Below are 18,950 nucleotides of genomic sequence, written 5' to 3' on the forward strand. Positions count from 1 at the left end.
TAAAATTACTTTCTTTTTTTTACTACATTTAAAGCCCGAATTATTTTTCAATGCCCAAATCTTTACATAACAATACTTGTCAAGAAACTGTTTTTAAAAAAATATACCTCCGCTATGCGGATGAGATACGAAATTTTTTATACTACAAGTTTGGGAGTAACCTAAACCCCGAAGATAAAATGCAGGAAGCATTTATAAAGCTTTGGAAGAAATGTAAAGATGTGCCGCCAGAAAAAGCAAAAAGTTTCCTTTATACAGTTGCTAATAACGCCATGCTAAATGAAGTTAAGCACAAAAAAGTAATTCTAAAATATCAACAACAAAAAAAAGAGCATACCAACCATCAAGACCCTCAGTTTTTGTTGGAAGAAGAAGAATACCTAAAAAAATACCAATTAGCATTAGCTGAATTATCTGAAGCCCAGCGCGTAGCTTTTCTAATGAACCGCATTGAAGGAAAAAAACATAAAGAAATTGCAGAAATACTAGGCATTTCTCAAAAAGCAGTAGAAAAAAGAATTTATGGGGCTTTAAAAAAATTACGCAAAACAATAAAAGAGCTTTAAAAGGTAGGGTTTTTACAGCTTAAGTTGTTGTATATAAAATGGAAGAACAAAAAAACATAGAATTATTACTCCGAAAATGGTTGGACGGCGAAGCCACACCAGCAGAAATTGCAGTGCTAGAGCAATGGGAGGAGTTTCATACCTATAAAAAAATAGCCGAAACAGCTTTGTTATTTACACTTCCCAAGCCTAACTCGCAACAAAGTTATAAGCAATTGCAACAAAACTTAGCTTCTCATAAAAAAAGAAGAAGCGCTATTTTTAAGCCATTATTAAAAATTGCTGCTGTTGCTGCCATAATAGCGCTTGCCTTTGGCGGATATACTTATTATTTTACAACACACAATTACACCACTAAAACAGCCCAAACTAAACACATTACACTTCCAGATAACTCTAAGGTCTCTTTAAGTGTAGCCTCTGTTATTTCTTACTCCCGATTTAACTGGAAACAAAACAGAAACTTAACATTGGAAGGAGAAGCCTTTTTTGAAGTAGAAAAAGGGGAAAAATTTACAGTAGAAACACCGCTAGGAAACGTAAGCGTATTAGGGACAACTTTTAATGTTGAGCAGCGCGATAACTTTTTTGAGGTTACTTGTTATGAAGGAAAAGTTTTGGTAGTAACCCCACAAAAAACATTACATCTAGTAGCTGGAGAAAGTTTTAGCCTAAATAACGGAAATATTACAACCCAAAAAACCAACCTAAACACACCCGATTGGGTAAATGGCTACAGCTCTTTTACCAGTATTCCGATTACTGAAGTAATTAAAGCCTTAGAACGCCAGTATGCCATAGAAATTAAAATAAAAAATGTTACCTTTGGTAGTGATGATTTATATACTGGCACTTTTGTTCATGATAATTTATCTAGCGCATTACAATCTATCGCTTTAGCTTTCAACCTAACCTATCAGCAAAACGGTCATGTAGTAACCCTACAAAAAGGTGAGTAAACAATTTTTACTTATATTATGTTTATGGATTTCTATCGGTTCCTCGTTGGTTTTTGCGCAACAAAAAACAATATCCCTTTATGAGGCATTAAAAGAAATCCAGTTAAGGTTTCCTTACAAATTTTCTTATGCTAACCAAACCATCAACAACATTAACATTCCGTATGTTCCTAAAAACATCGATTTTGAGCAAACCCTTGAATTTTTAGAAAAAGAATCTGGCTTAAAATTTTCTTTATTAGAAAAAAGTATTGTTACTGTTTATAAAAAACCCGAATCTAATGTTGTTTTTAGAGAGGTACAACTCCTTGAGGAGATTATTATTTCTAATTATATTACTAAAGGAATTACCAAACGTTTAGACGGGAGCTACAAAATTGATTATAAAAACTTCGGGATTCTTCCTGGACTCGTAGAACCCGACCCATTAAAAACAGTACAAGCATTACCCGGAGTAGAAAGTGTAAATGAAACCGTGTCTAACCTAAATATTCGCGGAGGTACACACGATCAAAACTTAATCCTTTGGGATGGGATAAAATTGTATCAATCAGGACATTTTTTCGGATTAATTTCTGCCATAAATCCTTATTTAACCAAAACAACCACATTATATAAAAACGGCACGCCTAGTAAATTTGGCAACAGTGTTTCTGGGGTTATTTCTTTGGAAACAGACAATTATGTTAACCCTAAATTTAAAGGAGAAGCAGGTATAAATTTTATCAGCATAGATGCATTAGCGGATGTCCCTGTAACTAAAAAAACTTCTGTTCAAGTAGCCGCTAGAACATCTATAAACGGGACATTTGTTACCCCTACTTACAATAAATACTATGCCAGAGCATTTCAGGATACAGAAATAACCAGCAACAGCCCTAATCAGATAAATACACATCAACAATTTTCTTTCTCCGATATAAGTTTACGTGCATTATCTCAACTTTCTAACGAGGATAAACTACGTGTTAACTTTGTTTATTTTTCTAACGAATTAAATTTTAAAGAAAATAAGTTTATAAATCAACAACTTAAAACTAACCAAAGTAACCTAAATCAAGAAAATTTAGGTATTGGCATTTTTTATCAGAAGCAATGGAATAGCAGAGTGCAAACCAATGTACAAACTTACTTTTCTAACTATCAGTTAGCAGCAATAAATACAGAAATAGACCTAAGCTCCCAAGAAGAACGCAATAATTTACAAGAATACAGCATACTAACAGAAACCAATTGGCAAATAAATAATTATATAAAATGGAATAATGGCTATGAATTTAGTTTAACAAAGGTAAATAACACCAACTTTTTTGGTCTGAACAGTAAAAACAAATTATCTACACATGCTGTTTTTAGTACTATTGAATACACGAGTAGCAACAAAAAAACAAAAATAAATTTAGGAGGCAGGTTTAATTATTTTCAAAAAATAAATCATTTTAGGGCAGAACCTCGGCTTTCGCTAAATCAAAAGCTATCTGAAGCGTTTTCCTTAGAGGTTTCTGGCGAGTTAAAAAGCCAAACCACTACGCAAATTTCCGATTTCCAAACCGACTTTCTAGGCATAGAAAACAGAAAATGGGAGCTTACCACTGCTAAAAACTTACCTATTCTTAAAAGTAAGCAATTATCGGCAGGAATAAACTTTAGTAAGAAAAATTGGCTTGCAAGCGCAGAAATGTATACTAAAGAAGTAAAAAACCTCCCCTCTCAAAGTCAAGAGTTTCAAAACCAATACGAATACACCAGCGTACTTGGAGAATACAACATTACAGGCATAGATTTTTTGGTGAGCAAAAGCCTTAAAAATTTCAATATTTGGGCAACTTATACTATTAGTAACAACAATTACACCTTCCCTGAATTCTCTCCAAAACACTTTCCTAACAATTTTGAAATTAAAAATTCCATAACGTTAGGTAGCTCTTTCCACCTTAACAAGTTTAAAGCTTCATTAGGTATTTTATGGCGAAATGGAAAACCTTTTACCCCACTTACAACCTACGGAGAAACGCAAAATGTTTTTGATTATGATACTGCTAATAGCAGAAATTTAAAAGACTATAAACGTATAGATTTTTCGGTAAGTCAAGAATTTTCGTTAGGAAATAAAATATCTGCTTACGCAGGTTTATCTATTTGGAATATATTTGATTTCAATAATATCATCAATGCATATTATAAACAACAAAATGACGAAATTTCACTCATAAAACAGAAGGCACTAGGTACAACTCCTAACTTTGTTTTTAGATTAAAATTTTAAAAAAGTATATTTTTTTTCTTAAAATTTATACCTTGCCTAAATATTTAAGCCATTATACAGTATGAAAAGTTTTTGGAGAAAGTTTATCAATTTATTTTTAGACAAACAAGATATCATCTCTGAAGGTGAAAACGTAACTCGTTTTAAAAATGCAAAAGTTTTTTATAAATTTAAGGTTTCCTTTAAACAATTATTAAAAGAAAGCTTATTTATTATTACTGGTATTTTTGCGGCAGCATTTGGTCTAGAAAGTTTTCTTTTACCTAATAATTTTATTGATGGTGGTGCAACAGGGATTGCCTTGTTAATTTCTGGAGTGACCGATATGCCTTTATACTGGCTTATTTTAATCATAAACTTCCCTTTTGTATTGCTCGGACTTAAAGTAGTTGGCAAACAGTTTGCTATAAAAACAAGTATTGCAATTGGCGTATTGGCCCTAGTTATAGCTACCGTTCATTTTCCAGAAGTAACCGACGATAAACTCTTGGTAGCCGTTTTTGGTGGTTTTTTCTTGGGTGCAGGTATTGGCTTTGCCGTACGTGGTGGAGCTGTTATTGATGGCACCGAGGTACTTGCTATTTTCCTGAGTAGAAAATTAGGCGCAAGTATTGGTGATATTATTATGATTGTTAATGTTATTATCTTCTCTACTGCAGCTTATTTACTCTCTATAGAAGCCGCCCTTTATTCTATGATTACCTATTTTGCCGCTTCTAAAACCTTAGATTTTGTAGTAGAAGGAATAGAAGAATATATTGGAGTAACTATAATTTCTGTACACAGCGAGGAGATACGCCAAATGATTTTACATAAAATGCGTCGTGGAGTAACTATTTATAAAGGAGAGCGAGGCGTAAAACACCAACACATCGATGATAATCTAGATATTATTTATTCGGTTGTTACCCGTTTAGAACTAAACCGCTTAAATACAGAAATTCTTAAAATAGACAAAAACGCTTTTGTTGTTATGGCTAGTGTTAAAAATGCAAAAGGCGGCATGATAAAACGTCGCCCCTTACATTAAAATTTTTGAAACCTACATACGTTCTGGAACAGCTATTCCTAACAAGCTAAAGCCTGTTTTTATACTGCTAGCAACTGTTTGTGATAATTGTGTTCTAAACACTTTCTCGTTGGCGGTATCTGCTCCTAGAATACTTACATTTTGATAAAAAGAATTAAACTCCTTAACTAAATCGTAAATATAATTAGCAATTAAAGCAGGGCTGTGTTGTTTTGCCGCTATTTGTATGGTTTCGGGAAATAACTCTAGCTGTTTTATCAGCACTCTTTCTTTATCATTTAATTGATAATTTGTAAGTGAGTTGGTATAGTCGAAATCTACTTTACGTAAAATCGACTGAATTCTAGCATAAGTATATTGAATAAAAGGTCCTGTATTTCCTTGAAAGTCTACCGATTCCTCAGGGTTAAATAAAATACGTTTTTTAGGATCTACTTTTAGTATATAGTATTTCAAGGCTCCTAATCCGATGGTTTTATATAAATCGTTTTTCTCTTCTTCGTTGTAAGCATCTAATTTGCCTAATTCCTCCGAAATAGTTTTGGCTGTTGCTGTCATTTCTTTCATTAAATCATCTGCATCCACTACAGTTCCTTCTCTACTTTTCATTTTCCCACTAGGTAAATCTACCATTCCGTAGCTTAAGTGGTAAAGGTAATTTGCCCAATCGTATCCTAATTTTTTTAAGATTAAAAACAGTACTTTAAAGTGGTAGTCTTGCTCGTTCCCTACCGTATAGACCAACCCATTAATATCAAAATCTTTAACTCGTTGTATGGCCGTACCAATATCTTGTGTCATATAAACCGCCGTTCCGTCGGCACGTAATACTAGTTTTTCGTCTAAGCCTTCATCCGATAGGTCTATCCAAACACTACCATCTTCTTTTTTAAAGAATACGCCACGCTCTAATCCATCCTGTACAACTTCTTTCCCTAACAAATACGTATTGCTTTCATAGTAGTTTTTATCAAAATCTACACCTAATTCTCGGTAAGTTTCTTCAAAACCATCATAAACCCATTGGTTCATTTTTTTCCAAAGCTTTACAATTTCCTCATCTCCTTGCTCCCATTTTCTTAGCATTTCTTGAGCTTCTAGCATTAATGGAGCTTCTGCTTTAGCCTCATCGGTAGTTTTCCCTTCGTTTTCTAAAGCTTGTATTTCTTTTTTATAGGCTTGATCAAACTTTACATAATAATTCCCTACCAATTTATCGCCTTTTAAACCTGTGCTTTCTGGGGTTTCTCCTTCTCCAAATTTTTGCCAAGCTAACATACTTTTACAAATATGTATTCCCCTATCGTTAATAATTTGAGTTTTATATACCGTATTTCCTGCTGCTTTAAGAATTTCGGCTACAGAATATCCTAATAAATTATTACGTATATGCCCAAGGTGTAAAGGTTTATTGGTGTTTGGCGATGAATATTCGACCATAATTTTAGGCGAATTTTCCGTGGGCTGCACACAACCATAAGCCGTTGTATTTCTTATGCTGTTAAACTTATCTAAGTAAAAGTTTCCTGACAATACAACGTTTAAAAAGCCTTTTACAACATTATAACTCACTACTTCGGCTAAGTTTTCTACAAGAAAAGCCCCTAATTGTTCTCCTAATTGTACAGGGTTGGTTTTTATTTGCCGTAACATTGGAAAAACCACTACGGTAATATCTCCTTCAAATTCTTTCCGAGTGGCTTGAAACTCTACACTCTCTAAATTTACTTGATACAGCTCTTGTGCTGCTTTTTGTACCTGCTCTTGAATAAGTTTCTGAATGTTCATAGCTTGTGCTTATAATATATAAGCTACAAAAATAACATTTCTGCCGAATTGTACTTTATTTGATAACACTCATTTAATAAAAGCCTAAAGTTTATCCTTGTAAAGTGAAAGATATTTGCAACAAAAACAATTGGATTTATTTATTTTTACTTTTGCAGGGTTGTTCTCGGTTGCCAACCCTCTAGGAACACTGCCCATTTTTGTAGGCTTAACTACAGATGATTCTGCCAAAGAGCGCTCTAAAACCGCCTTACTAACTGTTATAAATACGTTTGTAATTTTTGTAGTTTCGTTTTATGTAGGAGAATATATACTAAACTTTTTTGGTATTAGTATAAACTCGTTACGTATTGCTGGAGGGCTTATTATTATTTCCTCTGGATTTGCGTTATTAACAGGAAGTTTTCAGAAACATAAAGGGATGGAACGCGAACGTATAAAAAACGATTTACTACAACGCGACAGGGTTTCGCTTACTCCGCTTGCAATCCCAATGTTGGCAGGACCAGGATCTATTTCTTTATTAATTAGCTTACACGAAAAACACCAACAAATAACAGAAGATTTTATTATAGTTTCGGCAATTTTTTTAGTGTGCTTTGCTACTTTTTTAATGCTAAAAAGCTCACATTACATAGTAAAATATTTAGGCGCTTCTGGGATTAATGCCATTTCTAGAATTATAGGGTTTATTGTTATTGCTATTGGGATAGAATATATTAGCTCTTCTATTTTAGCCCTTATAGAAGGCATTAACTAGCGTTTTTTAAAACCTAAACCACTAAGTAAAGTTAACACCCCTAAAGCAAGTATAGCAACAGCTTGTTTTGTATTATCTGAACTTGATAAAATTTCTAGCATTAATAGTTCTGGATAAAATAAACTCAATAAGCCATATAAACTAAGTAATATACCTAGTAGCAACAGTACTGTTTTAAGGGTGTTTTTCATCATTAACTTCTTTTATACTTTTGGTAAGAAAACTTCTGCCATCATACAACGGGCGCTTCCTCCTCCACAAATTTCTATCACTTCTAGCTCACTGTGCAGTATCTCACAGTGTTTTTCTATAGCAGAAATTTGCTCTTGATTTAAGCTTCTATAAGCTCTGCTGCTCATCACTAAAAACTTTTTATCAAAAGCACCACGAACTTGTAGCATGTTACCAGCAAATTCATGCATTTGTTCTTCAGAAATTTTTATAATTTCCTTATTATCATCTTGTAAACTTTCAACAACATGTTTCTGCTCTTTTTTATCATCAATGGTATCTAAGCAAATAACGGCAAAATTTTCGGCTACACACATCATTACATTGGTATGATAAATAGCTTTTCTCTCTCCTGCTACGGTTTGATTGGCATGAAAAATTACTGGCATAAACTCAAAATCTTCACAAAATTCAATTACCAAATCTTCATCTGCTCTAGGAGAAAGAGCACAATATGCTTTACGATTTTCTCTATCTAGAATAAGGTTTCCTGTTCCTTCTAAATATAGGCCATCGGTTTCTGCATCGGTATAATCTACCACGCTTGTAATTTCACAACCTTTTTCTTCTAGCGTGTCCAAAATATCCATTCTACGTTCTCTACGCCTGTTTTCTGCAAACATAGGATATAAAGCAACACTACCATCTTGATGAAAAGAAATCCAGTTATTCGGAAAAATAGAATCTGGGGTTTTATTTTCTTTTATATCATCTACTACGGTTACGGTAACGCCTTGTTTTCTTAGCTTTTCTACAAATGCATCAAACTCTTCTTGGGCTTTTTGGTTTACTACCTCGTTAGTAGCTTCAAACTTTTGTTGAAAGTAGTTGTTTACAGCTGTTTCCTCATTCATTTCGAAGGCTACAGGACGAATCATTAAAATGTGATTGGTAATTTGTTGTAGTTTTTTCATCTTATTCACGTATTAAAGGTAAGGTTGAGCATCGTAATAGTCCTTCTTGTTTTGCTATTTCTGCGTAAGGAACTTCCTCTACGGTAATTCCTTGTGCTCGCAGCCATGCATTTAATCGGGTAAAGTTTTGTTCTGAAATTACAATATCTGGAGCAATTGAAAAAATATTACTGTTCATGTTATACATTTCCTCTTTTGTGATTTCAAAAACATTTTCTTTTCCAAAATAGTTTATCAACCACTGGTATTCTTCTTCTTCTAAAAATCCGTTTTTATGGATAATTGCTTTATTATTTCCTACAGGCTGAAAACAACAATCTAAATGCAGTGCGTTGTTTTTAGCATCAGTATTAGATTTACGCAAATTAAAAGATTTTACTTTTTTATTGGGAAAAAGTGCTTGTATTGCGTTTACGGCCTTCATATTTGTACGGGCCGTAATATATTCGGGATAGTCATCCCCTCGGTAAGTCCCTATAAAAATATATTCGTTATGCGGCATTACATCGCCACCTTCTACGTGTACATCTTCTGGAAAACGAACTATGTTTTCCTCTGGAATTAGCTCAAGAACATGCTGGATTGCTTCTATTTCTCGTTCTCTATCTGGCAAAATATTAGCTTTTATAAATTTATCTGCTATTACAAAACCTATATCACGAGAAAATATTTGATTATAATTTTCTATAACCTCTGGTCTATAAACTTTTACTTGGTGTTTTTCTAGCACTTTTTGTACAGCCGTCATTTCTGTAACCATATCCTTTTCTGTAGGGTATGTTCCTGCTTTTATGTGTTCTCTAGATTTAGGGTCGTAAGCTTCTTCTAGGCTTGGTGCTTCGCCTAAACTTTTTGCTGTTCCTAATACTACTTCTTTTAGTCTTGCTGTCTCGTTATTTACTTGTGGTATAAGCATATTGTTTAACTATTAAAAAAGGTTGTTTGAAATTTTAAAACATCTCTTTTAGATATTCCATTCCAAACAACCTTTTTAAGATATTTTAAGCTGTGTAGCTTTAATTATCGGTTACTAATGTCTTTAAATTCGCGTAAGTTTTCACCTATGTAAATTTGACGTGGTCTTCCTATTGGTTCTTTGCGTAAACGCATTTCTCTCCATTGTGCAATCCATCCTGGTAAGCGTCCTAACGCAAACATTACGGTAAACATTTCTGTAGGAATCCCTAAAGCTCTATAAATTATGCCTGAGTAGAAATCTACATTCGGGTATAGTTTACGTTTTACAAAATAATCATCTTCTAAAGCTTCTTTTTCTAAGCCTTTAGCAATGTCTAATACTGGATCTTGTATTCCTAAATCGCCTAATACCTCGTCGGCAGATTTTTTAATTATTTTGGCACGTGGGTCAAAGTTTTTATAAACTCTATGTCCAAAGCCCATTAAACGGAAAGGATCTTCTTTGTCTTTAGCTTTAGCCATATATTTTTTAGTGTCACCTCCGTCTTCTTTTATTCCTTCTAACATTTCGATAACAGCTTGGTTTGCTCCTCCATGTAAAGGTCCCCATAATGCTGAAATTCCTGCTGAAATAGAAGCAAATAACCCGGCATGTGAAGAACCTACAATTCTTACCGTAGAGGTAGAGCAATTTTGCTCGTGGTCTGCATGTAAAATAAGTAGTTTATTAAGTGCTTCTGTAACCACTTTACTTACTTTATATTCTTCTTGAGGTTTTTTAAACATCATTTTCAAGATGTTCTCTACATAAGATAATGAGCTATCTCCATAATCTAAAGGCTGCCCATTTTTCTTACGTAATGTCCAAGCTACAAGCACAGGGAATTTAGCTAAAAGCTTTACAATTGCTCTATACATATCTTCCTCTGAATCAACATTTACAGCGCTTGGATTAAAAGCTATTAAAGCACTTGTTAAAGAAGATAATACCCCCATTGGGTGTGCAGATTTTGGAAAACCGTCTAAGATTTTCTTCATTTCCTCATCTACGATAGATTCGGCTTTTATATCTGTATAAAATTTTTCTAATTGTGACTCTGCTGGAAGTTCTCCAAAAATCAACAAGTAAGCTACTTCAAGAAAACTGGCCTTTTCGGCTAAATCTTCGATAGCATAACCTCTATAACGCAACACTCCTTTTTCTCCATCAAGAAAAGTAATAGCACTCTCACACGATCCTGTATTTTTATATCCAGGGTCTATTGTAATTACACCATTTGTTGCACTTCGTAAAGTTTTGATATCAATTCCTATCTCGTTTTCTGTTCCTACAACCAAAGGAAAATCGTACGATTTCCCATCAATTTGTAACGTAGCTTGTTTTGACATATGTTTATGGTATTTTATTTTTTTAAGTGTCGCTAATTTACAAAATTTATTGTTAATTTATGGTTAATTCAAACACTTATTTCGATGTATTTTAACTATAGTTCTATAAGGGTTTTCTTTTATAAAAATAATAATAATCAAGCTTGTTTTTCTTCGTTATTTCTTCGCTAATTTGATTAAAAAATAAGAAGGCTATCTTTTAGGATAGCCTTCTTAAAAATTAATTTATTTTATGCTTTTAATTTATATGTTTAAAAGCTTTGTTCTGCGGATAGTAAGCTGTTTCGGCAAGTTCTTCCTCAATTCTTAATAATTGGTTGTATTTTGCCATTCTGTCTGAACGTGATGCAGAGCCTGTTTTTATTTGTCCTGTGTTTAGTGCTACGGCTAAATCGGCAATGGTATTATCTTCTGTTTCACCTGAACGGTGTGACATTACAGAAGTATAGCCTGCATGATGTGCCATGTTCACGGCTGCAATAGTTTCGGTTAGCGTACCTATTTGGTTTACTTTAATTAGGATTGAGTTGGCTATATTTTCCTTAATTCCTTTTTCTAAGCGTTTTACATTAGTTACAAACAAATCGTCACCTACTAGTTGTACTTTATCGCCTATTTTTTCAGTCAGAATACGCCACCCTTCCCAATCGTTTTCATCCATTCCGTCTTCAATAGAAATTATTGGGTATTTTGCTACTAGTTCTGCAAGGTAATTGGCTTGTTCTTCGCTTGTACGAATTTGTCCTTTTTCTCCTTCAAAAAGTTGATAGTTGTACTTTCCATCTTTATAAAATTCTGCAGCAGCACAATCTAAAGCAATCATAATTTCATCACCAAAGGTATATCCAGCATTTTCGGTAGCTTTTTTGATAGATTCTATAGCATCTTCTGTGCCTTCTAGTGTTGGTGCAAAACCTCCTTCGTCTCCTACGGCAGTGCTTAAATTACGATCTTTAAGTACTTTCTTTAAATGGTGGAATATCTCCGACCCCATTTGCATAGCTTCGGTGAAGTTTTTAGCCTTTACAGGCATAACCATAAACTCTTGAAATGCAATGGGAGCATCTGAGTGTGAACCTCCGTTGATAATATTCATCATAGGAACCGGTAGTGTATTAGCAGAAACGCCTCCTATGTATTTATATAATGGTATTCCTAACTCGTTTGCAGCGGCTTTTGCAATGGCCAATGAGACACCTAAAATAGCATTGGCACCAATATTGGCTTTGTTTGGAGTTCCGTCTAGGTTAATCATTAACTGGTCTATTTTGGTCTGCTCGAATACCGACATCCCTAAAATATTTTCTGCTAGAATGGTGTTAACATTTTCTACTGCATAGCTCACGCCTTTACCCATATAGGCTTTTTCATTATCACGAAGCTCTACCGCTTCATGTTCTCCGGTAGAAGCTCCTGAAGGTACAGCGGCTCTTCCTAAATAGCCATTTTCTGTGATTACATCTACTTCTACAGTTGGGTTACCACGAGAATCAAAAATTTGTCGTGCTTTAATATCTATAATTAAACTCATAATATGTAAGTTGTCGTAATAAGTGGAAAAAGATACGATTAATTATTATTTAAATAAATTTAGGCCTGTGCCTTTTTTATGTTTTCTATAAACTGATCAAATAAATAAGTAGCATCATGAGGTCCTGGGCTTGCCTCTGGGTGATATTGTACAGAGAAGCAATTTTTACTCTTCAATTTAAGTCCAGCTACGGTTTGATCGTTAAGGTGTACATGAGTAATGGCAACTTCAGGGTTAGCTTCCAGCGATTCTCTACTTACTGCAAAACCATGGTTTTGAGAGGTAATTTCTCCTTTTCCTGTGTCTTTATTTAAAACTGGGTGGTTTATGCCTCTATGCCCATTATGCATTTTAAAGGTAGAAATTCCGTTAGCTAACGCGATTACTTGGTGTCCTAAACATATTCCAAATAAAGGCAAGTTTTCTTTTAAAATATCTTTTGCTAATGTAATGGCTTCTGCCAAAGGTTCTGGATCTCCAGGACCGTTAGAAAGGAAATATCCGTCTGGATTCCACGCTTTCATTTCGGCTAAACTTGTATTAAAAGGAAATACTTTTACAAAACAATCTCTTTTTACAAAATTCCGGATGATATTCTTTTTTATACCTATATCTAAAGCGGCAATTCTGTAGGTTGCCTCTGGGTTACCCACTTCATAAGCTTCTTTTGTTGATACTTTAGAGGCAAGTTCTAAACCATTCATCTCTGGAGTATCTCCCAATGCCTTTTTTATATCGTCTAGCTTATCTAATTCTGTTGTGATTGCAGCATTCATAGCGCCGTTATCTCGAATATAGGCTACCAAAGCTCTTGTATCTACATCTGAAATTGCTAAAATATTTTGTTCTTCTAAAAAAGTTTCTAACGATTTATCTGCTAATGGGCGTGAATAATTATAGCTGAAATTCTTACAAATTAATCCTGCAATTTTAATCCCGTCAGATTCTATTTCCTCTGCAAAAGTCCCATAATTACCTATGTGTGCATTGGTTGTTACCATTAGCTGGCCAAAATAGGAAGGGTCGGTAAAAATTTCTTGATAACCTGTCATCCCTGTATTAAAACAAACTTCACCATAGGCTGTAGCTTTTATGTTAGATACGGCTTTCCCGTGAAAAATTGTTCCGTCTTGTAAAAGAATAATGGCTTTGTTTCTAGTTTTGTATTTCATGCTAAGCTTGGATTAAATATTAAAAAAAAGGATAAACTCTAAAGAGCTTATCCTTTTATATCATGTATAAATAAAAATATCATACTATTCCTCTTCGGTAGTTTTTGTTTCTTCCGCTTTAGGGCTTGTGTCTTCTGAAGCTTTAGAACTTCCTCCTCGACGGCTACGACGAGTAGTTTTCTTCTTCCCTCCTTTAGGATCGTAAAGCTCGTTATAGTCTACCAACTCGATCATTGCCATTTGGGCATTATCTCCTAGACGGTTTCCTAACTTAATAATACGAGTATATCCTCCTGGACGATCGCCTACCTTTTGTGCTACTTCTCTAAAAAGTTCTGTAACTGCATATTTATTACGTAGTTTAGAGAAAACAAGTCTACGGTTGTGTGTAGTATCTTCTTTTGATTTTGTAACAAGTGGCTCTACAAACTTTTTAAGTTCTTTAGCTTTAGCAGTAGTGGTATTAATACGCTTATGCTCGATTAATGAACATGCCATATTTGCCAACATCGCTTTACGATGTGCTGCTGTTCTTGATAGGTGGTTGTTCTTTTTTCCGTGTCTCATGACATTTTATTTTGCCTACATCTTGCTCAACTTACTACTAAGGAGCAAACTACGCAGGTATTATTCTTTATCTAATTTATATTTTGCTAAATCCATTCCGAAAGTTAAACCTTTGTTTCCAACAAGTTCTTCTAATTCGGTAAGGGATTTTTTTCCGAAGTTTCTAAACTTCATCAAATCATTTTTGTTATAAGATACTAAATCGCCAAGGGTATCAACTTCTGCAGCTTTCAAGCAGTTTAATGCTCTTACTGAAAGGTCTAAATCTACTAACTTGGTTTTTAGTAACTGACGCATGTGAAGCGATTCTTCATCATAAGTATCAGCTTGTGCTATTTCATCTGCCTCTAGCGTAATGCGCTCGTCAGAGAATAACATAAAGTGATGGATTAGAATTTTTGCTGCTTCTGTTAGGGCGTCTTTTGGATGAATAGAACCATCGGTAATAATTTCAAAAACCAATTTTTCGTAATCGGTTTTCTGCTCCACACGATAATTTTCAATACTATACTTTACATTTTTAATTGGTGTATAGATAGCATCGGTAAAAATGGTTCCTAATGGTGCATTTGCCTTTTTATTTTCTTCAGCAGGAACGTAACCTCTTCCTTTCTCGATAGTAAACTCTATATTTAAGCTTACTTTCTTCTCCATATTACAGATTACCAAATCTGGGTTTAGCACTTGAAATCCTGAAATAAATTTCTGAAAATCTCCTGCTGTTAACTGCTCTTTATTAGAAACAGATATGCTTACAGCTTCGGTATCTACATCTTCTACTTGTTGTTTAAAACGTACTTGTTTTAAATTTAGGATAATTTCGGTTACATCTTCTACAACTCCAGCTATGGTAGAGAATTCGTGATCTACTCCTTCTATACGAACAGATGTTATTGCAAAACCTTCTAAAGATGATAAAAGCACTCTACGCAAGGCGTTTCCTACTGTTAAACCGTAACCAGGTTCTAGTGGACGAAATTCGAATTTACCTTCAAACTCCGTAGAATCAATCATGATTACTTTATCGGGCTTCTGAAAATTAAGTATGGCCATAGTTTGAGTTCTATTATCTATTTATTATTTAGAATATAATTCGACGATATATTGCTCGTTGATATTTTCTGGAATTTGAATTCTAGATGGAATGCTTACAAAAGTTCCTTCTTTCTTTTCTGAGTTCCAAGTAATCCATTCGTATACTGTAGATGCGTTATCTAAAGATGATTGGATAGTTGTTAACGATTTTGATTTTTCTCTTACTCCTACTACATCTCCTGCTTTTAACTGGTAAGAAGGAATGTTAACAATATTACCATTTACGGTAATATGACGGTGAGAAACTAGCTGACGTGCTCCTCTTCGTGAAGGAGAAATCCCCATACGGTAAACTACGTTATCTAAACGTGATTCACATAATTGCAGTAACACCTCACCTGTAATCCCTTGAGATCTGTTTGCTTTTTTGTATAGGTTTCTAAACTGACGCTCTAAAATTCCGTAAGTATATTTTGCCTTTTGCTTTTCAGTTAACTGAACTGCATATTCTGACTTTTTACCACGACGTCTGTTATTACCATGTTGACCTGGAGGATAATTTCTTTTCTCAAAAGATTTATCATCTCCAAAGATAGCTTCGCCAAATTTACGAGCTATTTTAGTTTTTGGACCTGTATATCTTGCCATTATAAAATGTTTTAAAAAGGATGATTATGAATTAAGGTCTAAAATTATAGTTAATCCTTCGATAATCAAAAACTCCTTTTATCTAATTAATTATTATACTCTACGTTTTTTTGGAGGACGACATCCGTTATGAGGAATTGGAGTAACATCGATAATTTCGGTTACTTCTATCCCTCCATTATGGATAGAACGGATTGCAGATTCTCTTCCGTTACCAGGACCTTTTACAAAAACTTTTACTTTTCTCAAGCCAGTTTCGTAAGCAGTCTTAGTAGCATCTTCGGCAGCTAATTGAGCTGCATAAGGAGTATTTTTCTTACTTCCTCTAAAGCCCATTTTTCCTGCAGAAGACCAAGAAATCACATCACCGTTTTTGTTTGTAAGCGAAACAATGATATTGTTAAAAGAAGCTGTAATATGTGCTTCTCCGTACGCTTCAACTTTTACTTTACGTTTTTTAGCTACTGTCTTTGCCATAGTTTAAATATTGTGTAAGTGTTAATTTAGTGATTAGTTAAAAGGTTAAAACCTAACTAACCTCTAAACTACATCGCACTACTATTATTTAGTTGCTTTTTTCTTATTTGCAACAGTTTTCTTTCTTCCTTTACGTGTTCTAGAGTTGTTTTTGGTACGTTGTCCACGAAGAGGTAAACCTGTTCTGTGACGTATACCTCTGTAACAACCTATATCCATAAGGCGTTTTATATTAAGCTGTACTTCTGTTCTTAATTCACCTTCTATAGTAAATTGCCCTACAGCTTCACGAATTCTACCTATTTCCTCATCTGTCCAATCAGAAACCTTAGTGTTTTCGTCTACGTTTGCTTGGCTCAAAATTTTCTGAGCTCTACTTTTTCCGATTCCGAAGATATAGGTTAATGCTATAACTCCTCGCTTTTGTTTTGGTATATCAACCCCTGCAATTCTTGCCATAATTATTAGCCTTGTCTTTGTTTAAATCTAGGATTCTTTTTGTTAATAACGTATAATCTTCCTTTTCTGCGAACTATTTTACAGTCAGAACTACGCTTTTTTATTGATGCTCTTACTTTCATCGGTTTATATTTTTCTATAAATTATATTATAGCCCATAAATTTGGTGTGCAAAAGTACAAAAAAAATACAAATAACCTAAAGTTTAATTCAAGTATATTAGTATCTGTATGTTATACGTGCTTTAGTTAAGTCATACGGGCTCATCTCTAACTTAACTTTATCACCTGGTAAAAGCTTTATATAGTGCATACGCATTTTACCAGAAATATGAGCGGTTACTACATGTCCATTTTCTAATTCTACTCTAAACATAGCATTAGATAATGCTTCTATAATGGTTCCGTCTTGTTCTATTGATGGTTGCTTTGCCATAATTACGCTACTGCTTTTCTATTTTTCCCAGATTTCATTAACCCATCATAATGTCTGTTTAACAAATATGAGTTTACTTGTTGCATGGTATCTATTGCCACTCCTACCATAATTAAAAGAGATGTTCCTCCGAAAAATAATGCCCAACTTTGCTGAACTCCAAAAGAAACGATAATAGCAGGAAATATGGCGATAAGTGCTAAGAAAATAGATCCTGGCAATGTAATTTGCGACATAATTTTATCCAAATAATCGGCAGTTTCGGTACCTGGTCTAATCCCAGGAATAAACCCTCCACTACGTTTTAAATCATCTGCCATCTTGTTAGTAGGTACGGTAATTGCAGTATAAAAATAAGTAAACACAATTATTAATAATGCGAATACTAAGTTATACCAAAACCCAAAAATATTATTGAATGTTGCCGCTATACCTTGTGCAGTTTCTGAATCTGATAAGCTTACTAATGCAGCAGGGATAAACATAATTGCTTGCGCAAAGATAATTGGCATAACTCCTGAAGCATTTAGCTTAAGTGGTATAAATTGCCTTGCTCCACCAAAGATATCTTTTTCGTATCCTCCAGTAGAATTTCTTCTTGCATACTGTACCGGAATTTGACGCACTGCCATTACTAGCATTACCGAAGCATAGATAATTGCAAACCAAATCACTAACTCTATAAGTATCATAATCATACCTCCGTTAGATTCTGTTACACGAGACAACCATTCTTGTATAAAAGCTTGCGGCATACGTGCAATAATTCCCACCATAATTAGTAAAGAGATCCCATTACCAATACCTTTTTCGGTAATACGCTCCCCTAACCACATGGCAAAAACACAACCTGTTGTTAGTATGATAACTGAAGAAGCAATAAACCCAAAAGAACTTCCTAAAACAAAGGCACTTTCTGGAAGGGTATTATACAAATTCATAATATATCCAGGACCTTGAATCAAGGTAATTGCTATGGTTAACCAACGTGTAATTTGGTTAATTTTTTTACGACCGCTTTCTCCTTCTTTTTGTAGTTTCTGCAAATAAGGTACTGCTATTCCCATAAGTTGCACTACAATCGAAGCCGAAATATACGGCATAATTCCTAAGGCAAATACAGATGCGTTAGCAAATGCTCCACCAGTAAAGGCATTAAGCAGACCTAGCAAACCGTTTTCGGTCTGCGAGGCCAATTGAGACAATTGCGATGCATCTATTCCTGGTAATACGATTTGTGTTCCAAAACGGTATACTAATAGAAGTCCTAAAGTAACCAAGATTCGGTTTTTTAGTTCTTCAATTTTCCAGACGTTTTTTATTGCTTCTATAAACTTCATGTGTTCTATTATAAAGTTACAGCTTCTCCTCCTGCAGCTTCGATTGCTTGTTTAGCTGAAGCTGTAAACTTATGAGCAGATACTTTTAGTTTTGTTTTCAACTCTCCTCTACCTAAAATTTTAACTAGTTCATTTTTTCTAGCTAAACCTAGGTCTATGATTGTCTCGAAATCAAGCACATCAGATATTCTTCCTTCCTCAACAAGATTTTGGATAACATCTAAATTAATTCCTTGATATTCTTTTCTATTAATATTGGTAAATCCAAACTTAGGCACACGTCTCTGAAGTGGCATTTGTCCTCCTTCGAAACCTATTTTTCTAGAATATCCAGAACGAGATTTAGCACCTTTATGCCCACGAGTTGAAGTTCCTCCTTTTCCAGTTCCTTCACCTCTACCTACTCGTTTTGAGTTACTCTTTACAGCACCTTTAGCTGGTTGTAAGTTATGTAATTCCATGATA

The 18,950-nt window shown here is 34.3% G+C and carries 21 protein-coding genes; 5 read left to right on the forward strand and 16 right to left on the reverse strand.

What is annotated here, in order from left to right:
• The first annotated feature begins 50 nt into the window (after positions 1-50).
• The 4 genes from GGR32_RS05685 (at position 51) to GGR32_RS05700 (ending at position 4,821) form a co-directional block, all read left to right on the forward strand.
• Positions 51-566 carry an RNA polymerase sigma factor gene (locus GGR32_RS05685; RefSeq protein ID WP_183477227.1) on the forward strand — a complete coding sequence of 172 codons (516 nt, stop codon included), beginning with the start codon at positions 51-53 and terminating at the stop codon, positions 564-566.
• 38 nt (positions 567-604) lie between these two features.
• Entirely contained in the window at positions 605-1,525 is a 921-nt protein-coding gene (locus GGR32_RS05690; RefSeq protein ID WP_183477228.1) for a FecR family protein, read from the forward strand.
• Positions 1,518-3,791 carry a TonB-dependent receptor plug domain-containing protein gene (locus tag GGR32_RS05695; RefSeq protein WP_183477229.1) on the forward strand — a complete coding sequence of 758 codons (2,274 nt, stop codon included), beginning with the start codon at positions 1,518-1,520 and terminating at the stop codon, positions 3,789-3,791. Before GGR32_RS05690 ends, GGR32_RS05695 begins: the two co-directional genes overlap by 8 nt.
• A 61-nt stretch (positions 3,792-3,852) precedes the next feature.
• Positions 3,853-4,821 carry a YitT family protein gene (locus GGR32_RS05700; protein WP_183477230.1) on the forward strand — a complete coding sequence of 323 codons (969 nt, stop codon included), beginning with the start codon at positions 3,853-3,855 and terminating at the stop codon, positions 4,819-4,821.
• A 12-nt stretch (positions 4,822-4,833) separates the two neighbouring features.
• On the opposite strand, the gene argS is transcribed toward GGR32_RS05700, so the two are convergent.
• A complete protein-coding gene (gene argS, locus GGR32_RS05705) occupies positions 4,834-6,609 on the reverse strand; it encodes an arginine--tRNA ligase (RefSeq protein ID WP_183477231.1) in 1,776 nt (591 codons plus the stop codon).
• Positions 6,610-6,739: 130 nt separating this feature from the next.
• Between argS and GGR32_RS05710 the strand changes: the two genes are divergently transcribed.
• Positions 6,740-7,369, forward strand: a complete 630-nt coding sequence (locus GGR32_RS05710) for a MarC family NAAT transporter (protein WP_183477232.1) — start codon at positions 6,740-6,742, stop codon at positions 7,367-7,369.
• Here GGR32_RS05710 and GGR32_RS05715 read toward each other — a convergent pair.
• The 15 genes from GGR32_RS05715 to rplO all read right to left on the reverse strand — a co-directional run bounded on the left by GGR32_RS05715 (position 7,366) and on the right by rplO (position 18,946).
• Positions 7,366-7,563 carry a hypothetical protein gene (locus GGR32_RS05715; RefSeq protein WP_183477233.1) on the reverse strand — a complete coding sequence of 66 codons (198 nt, stop codon included), beginning with the start codon at positions 7,561-7,563 and terminating at the stop codon, positions 7,366-7,368. The genes GGR32_RS05710 and GGR32_RS05715 overlap by 4 nt on opposite strands.
• A 9-nt stretch (positions 7,564-7,572) precedes the next feature.
• Positions 7,573-8,514 carry a citrulline utilization hydrolase CtlX gene (gene ctlX, locus GGR32_RS05720; RefSeq protein ID WP_183477234.1) on the reverse strand — a complete coding sequence of 314 codons (942 nt, stop codon included), beginning with the start codon at positions 8,512-8,514 and terminating at the stop codon, positions 7,573-7,575.
• A gap of 1 nt (position 8,515) precedes the next feature.
• Positions 8,516-9,430 (reverse strand): dimethylarginine dimethylaminohydrolase family protein, encoded by a 915-nt coding sequence (locus GGR32_RS05725; protein WP_183477235.1) that lies wholly within the window; start codon positions 9,428-9,430, stop codon positions 8,516-8,518.
• Between the two features lie 104 nt (positions 9,431-9,534).
• Complete coding sequence (locus tag GGR32_RS05730; protein WP_183477236.1) at positions 9,535-10,821, reverse strand: citrate synthase; 1,287 nt, start codon at positions 10,819-10,821, stop codon at positions 9,535-9,537.
• Between the two features lie 238 nt (positions 10,822-11,059).
• The gene (gene eno, locus GGR32_RS05735) at positions 11,060-12,352 is read right to left on the reverse strand and encodes a phosphopyruvate hydratase (RefSeq protein ID WP_183477237.1); all 1,293 of its coding nucleotides are present in this window, start codon (positions 12,350-12,352) and stop codon (positions 11,060-11,062) included.
• A gap of 59 nt (positions 12,353-12,411) precedes the next feature.
• Positions 12,412-13,524 (reverse strand): glutamine-hydrolyzing carbamoyl-phosphate synthase small subunit, encoded by a 1,113-nt coding sequence (gene carA / locus GGR32_RS05740; RefSeq protein ID WP_183477238.1) that lies wholly within the window; start codon positions 13,522-13,524, stop codon positions 12,412-12,414.
• An 84-nt stretch (positions 13,525-13,608) separates the two neighbouring features.
• Positions 13,609-14,091: a 50S ribosomal protein L17 gene (rplQ, locus tag GGR32_RS05745; RefSeq protein WP_183477239.1), complete on the reverse strand. Its 483-nt coding sequence runs from the start codon at positions 14,089-14,091 to the stop codon at positions 13,609-13,611.
• 60 nt (positions 14,092-14,151) lie between these two features.
• Positions 14,152-15,144: a DNA-directed RNA polymerase subunit alpha gene (locus tag GGR32_RS05750; RefSeq protein ID WP_183477240.1), complete on the reverse strand. Its 993-nt coding sequence runs from the start codon at positions 15,142-15,144 to the stop codon at positions 14,152-14,154.
• A gap of 24 nt (positions 15,145-15,168) precedes the next feature.
• Entirely contained in the window at positions 15,169-15,774 is a 606-nt protein-coding gene (gene rpsD, locus GGR32_RS05755; RefSeq protein ID WP_183477241.1) for a 30S ribosomal protein S4, read from the reverse strand.
• Positions 15,775-15,867: 93 nt separating this feature from the next.
• Positions 15,868-16,251 (reverse strand): 30S ribosomal protein S11, encoded by a 384-nt coding sequence (rpsK, locus tag GGR32_RS05760; RefSeq protein WP_183477242.1) that lies wholly within the window; start codon positions 16,249-16,251, stop codon positions 15,868-15,870.
• Positions 16,252-16,335: 84 nt separating this feature from the next.
• Complete coding sequence (gene rpsM, locus GGR32_RS05765) at positions 16,336-16,710, reverse strand: 30S ribosomal protein S13 (RefSeq protein ID WP_183477243.1); 375 nt, start codon at positions 16,708-16,710, stop codon at positions 16,336-16,338.
• Positions 16,711-16,715: 5 nt separating this feature from the next.
• Entirely contained in the window at positions 16,716-16,832 is a 117-nt protein-coding gene (ykgO, locus tag GGR32_RS05770) for a type B 50S ribosomal protein L36 (RefSeq protein ID WP_183477244.1), read from the reverse strand.
• Between the two features lie 97 nt (positions 16,833-16,929).
• A complete protein-coding gene (gene infA / locus GGR32_RS05775) occupies positions 16,930-17,145 on the reverse strand; it encodes a translation initiation factor IF-1 (RefSeq protein WP_183477245.1) in 216 nt (71 codons plus the stop codon).
• Between the two features lie 2 nt (positions 17,146-17,147).
• Positions 17,148-18,485: a preprotein translocase subunit SecY gene (gene secY / locus GGR32_RS05780; protein WP_183477246.1), complete on the reverse strand. Its 1,338-nt coding sequence runs from the start codon at positions 18,483-18,485 to the stop codon at positions 17,148-17,150.
• Between the two features lie 8 nt (positions 18,486-18,493).
• The gene (gene rplO / locus GGR32_RS05785) at positions 18,494-18,946 is read right to left on the reverse strand and encodes a 50S ribosomal protein L15 (RefSeq protein WP_183477247.1); all 453 of its coding nucleotides are present in this window, start codon (positions 18,944-18,946) and stop codon (positions 18,494-18,496) included.
• Positions 18,947-18,950: the final 4 nt, after the last annotated feature.

The sequence above is a fragment of the Mesonia hippocampi genome (assembly GCF_014197445.1).
Classification (GTDB): domain Bacteria; phylum Bacteroidota; class Bacteroidia; order Flavobacteriales; family Flavobacteriaceae; genus Mesonia; species Mesonia hippocampi.

Excerpts from the sequence above, each read along its gene's own strand:
- carA (WP_183477238.1), bottom strand. The coding sequence starts at position 13,524 with ATGAAATACAAAACTAGAAACAAAGCCATTATTCTTTTACAAGACGGA.
- rplO (WP_183477247.1), bottom strand. The coding sequence starts at position 18,946 with ATGGAATTACATAACTTACAACCAGCTAAAGGTGCTGTAAAGAGTAAC.
- GGR32_RS05730 (WP_183477236.1), bottom strand. The coding sequence starts at position 10,821 with ATGTCAAAACAAGCTACGTTACAAATTGATGGGAAATCGTACGATTTT.
- argS (WP_183477231.1), bottom strand. The coding sequence starts at position 6,609 with ATGAACATTCAGAAACTTATTCAAGAGCAGGTACAAAAAGCAGCACAA.
- GGR32_RS05715 (WP_183477233.1), bottom strand. The coding sequence starts at position 7,563 with ATGATGAAAAACACCCTTAAAACAGTACTGTTGCTACTAGGTATATTA.
- eno (WP_183477237.1), bottom strand. The coding sequence starts at position 12,352 with ATGAGTTTAATTATAGATATTAAAGCACGACAAATTTTTGATTCTCGT.
- ctlX (WP_183477234.1), bottom strand. The coding sequence starts at position 8,514 with ATGAAAAAACTACAACAAATTACCAATCACATTTTAATGATTCGTCCT.
- rpsM (WP_183477243.1), bottom strand. The coding sequence starts at position 16,710 with ATGGCAAGAATTGCAGGGGTTGATATACCAAAACAAAAGCGAGGAGTT.
- GGR32_RS05700 (WP_183477230.1), top strand. The coding sequence starts at position 3,853 with ATGAAAAGTTTTTGGAGAAAGTTTATCAATTTATTTTTAGACAAACAA.
- GGR32_RS05685 (WP_183477227.1), top strand. The coding sequence starts at position 51 with ATGCCCAAATCTTTACATAACAATACTTGTCAAGAAACTGTTTTTAAA.
- ykgO (WP_183477244.1), bottom strand. The coding sequence starts at position 16,832 with ATGAAAGTAAGAGCATCAATAAAAAAGCGTAGTTCTGACTGTAAAATA.
- GGR32_RS05750 (WP_183477240.1), bottom strand. The coding sequence starts at position 15,144 with ATGGCCATACTTAATTTTCAGAAGCCCGATAAAGTAATCATGATTGAT.
- rpsK (WP_183477242.1), bottom strand. The coding sequence starts at position 16,251 with ATGGCAAAGACAGTAGCTAAAAAACGTAAAGTAAAAGTTGAAGCGTAC.
- rplQ (WP_183477239.1), bottom strand. The coding sequence starts at position 14,091 with ATGAGACACGGAAAAAAGAACAACCACCTATCAAGAACAGCAGCACAT.
- GGR32_RS05725 (WP_183477235.1), bottom strand. The coding sequence starts at position 9,430 with ATGCTTATACCACAAGTAAATAACGAGACAGCAAGACTAAAAGAAGTA.
- GGR32_RS05690 (WP_183477228.1), top strand. The coding sequence starts at position 605 with ATGGAAGAACAAAAAAACATAGAATTATTACTCCGAAAATGGTTGGAC.
- secY (WP_183477246.1), bottom strand. The coding sequence starts at position 18,485 with ATGAAGTTTATAGAAGCAATAAAAAACGTCTGGAAAATTGAAGAACTA.
- rpsD (WP_183477241.1), bottom strand. The coding sequence starts at position 15,774 with ATGGCAAGATATACAGGTCCAAAAACTAAAATAGCTCGTAAATTTGGC.
- infA (WP_183477245.1), bottom strand. The coding sequence starts at position 17,145 with ATGGCAAAGCAACCATCAATAGAACAAGACGGAACCATTATAGAAGCA.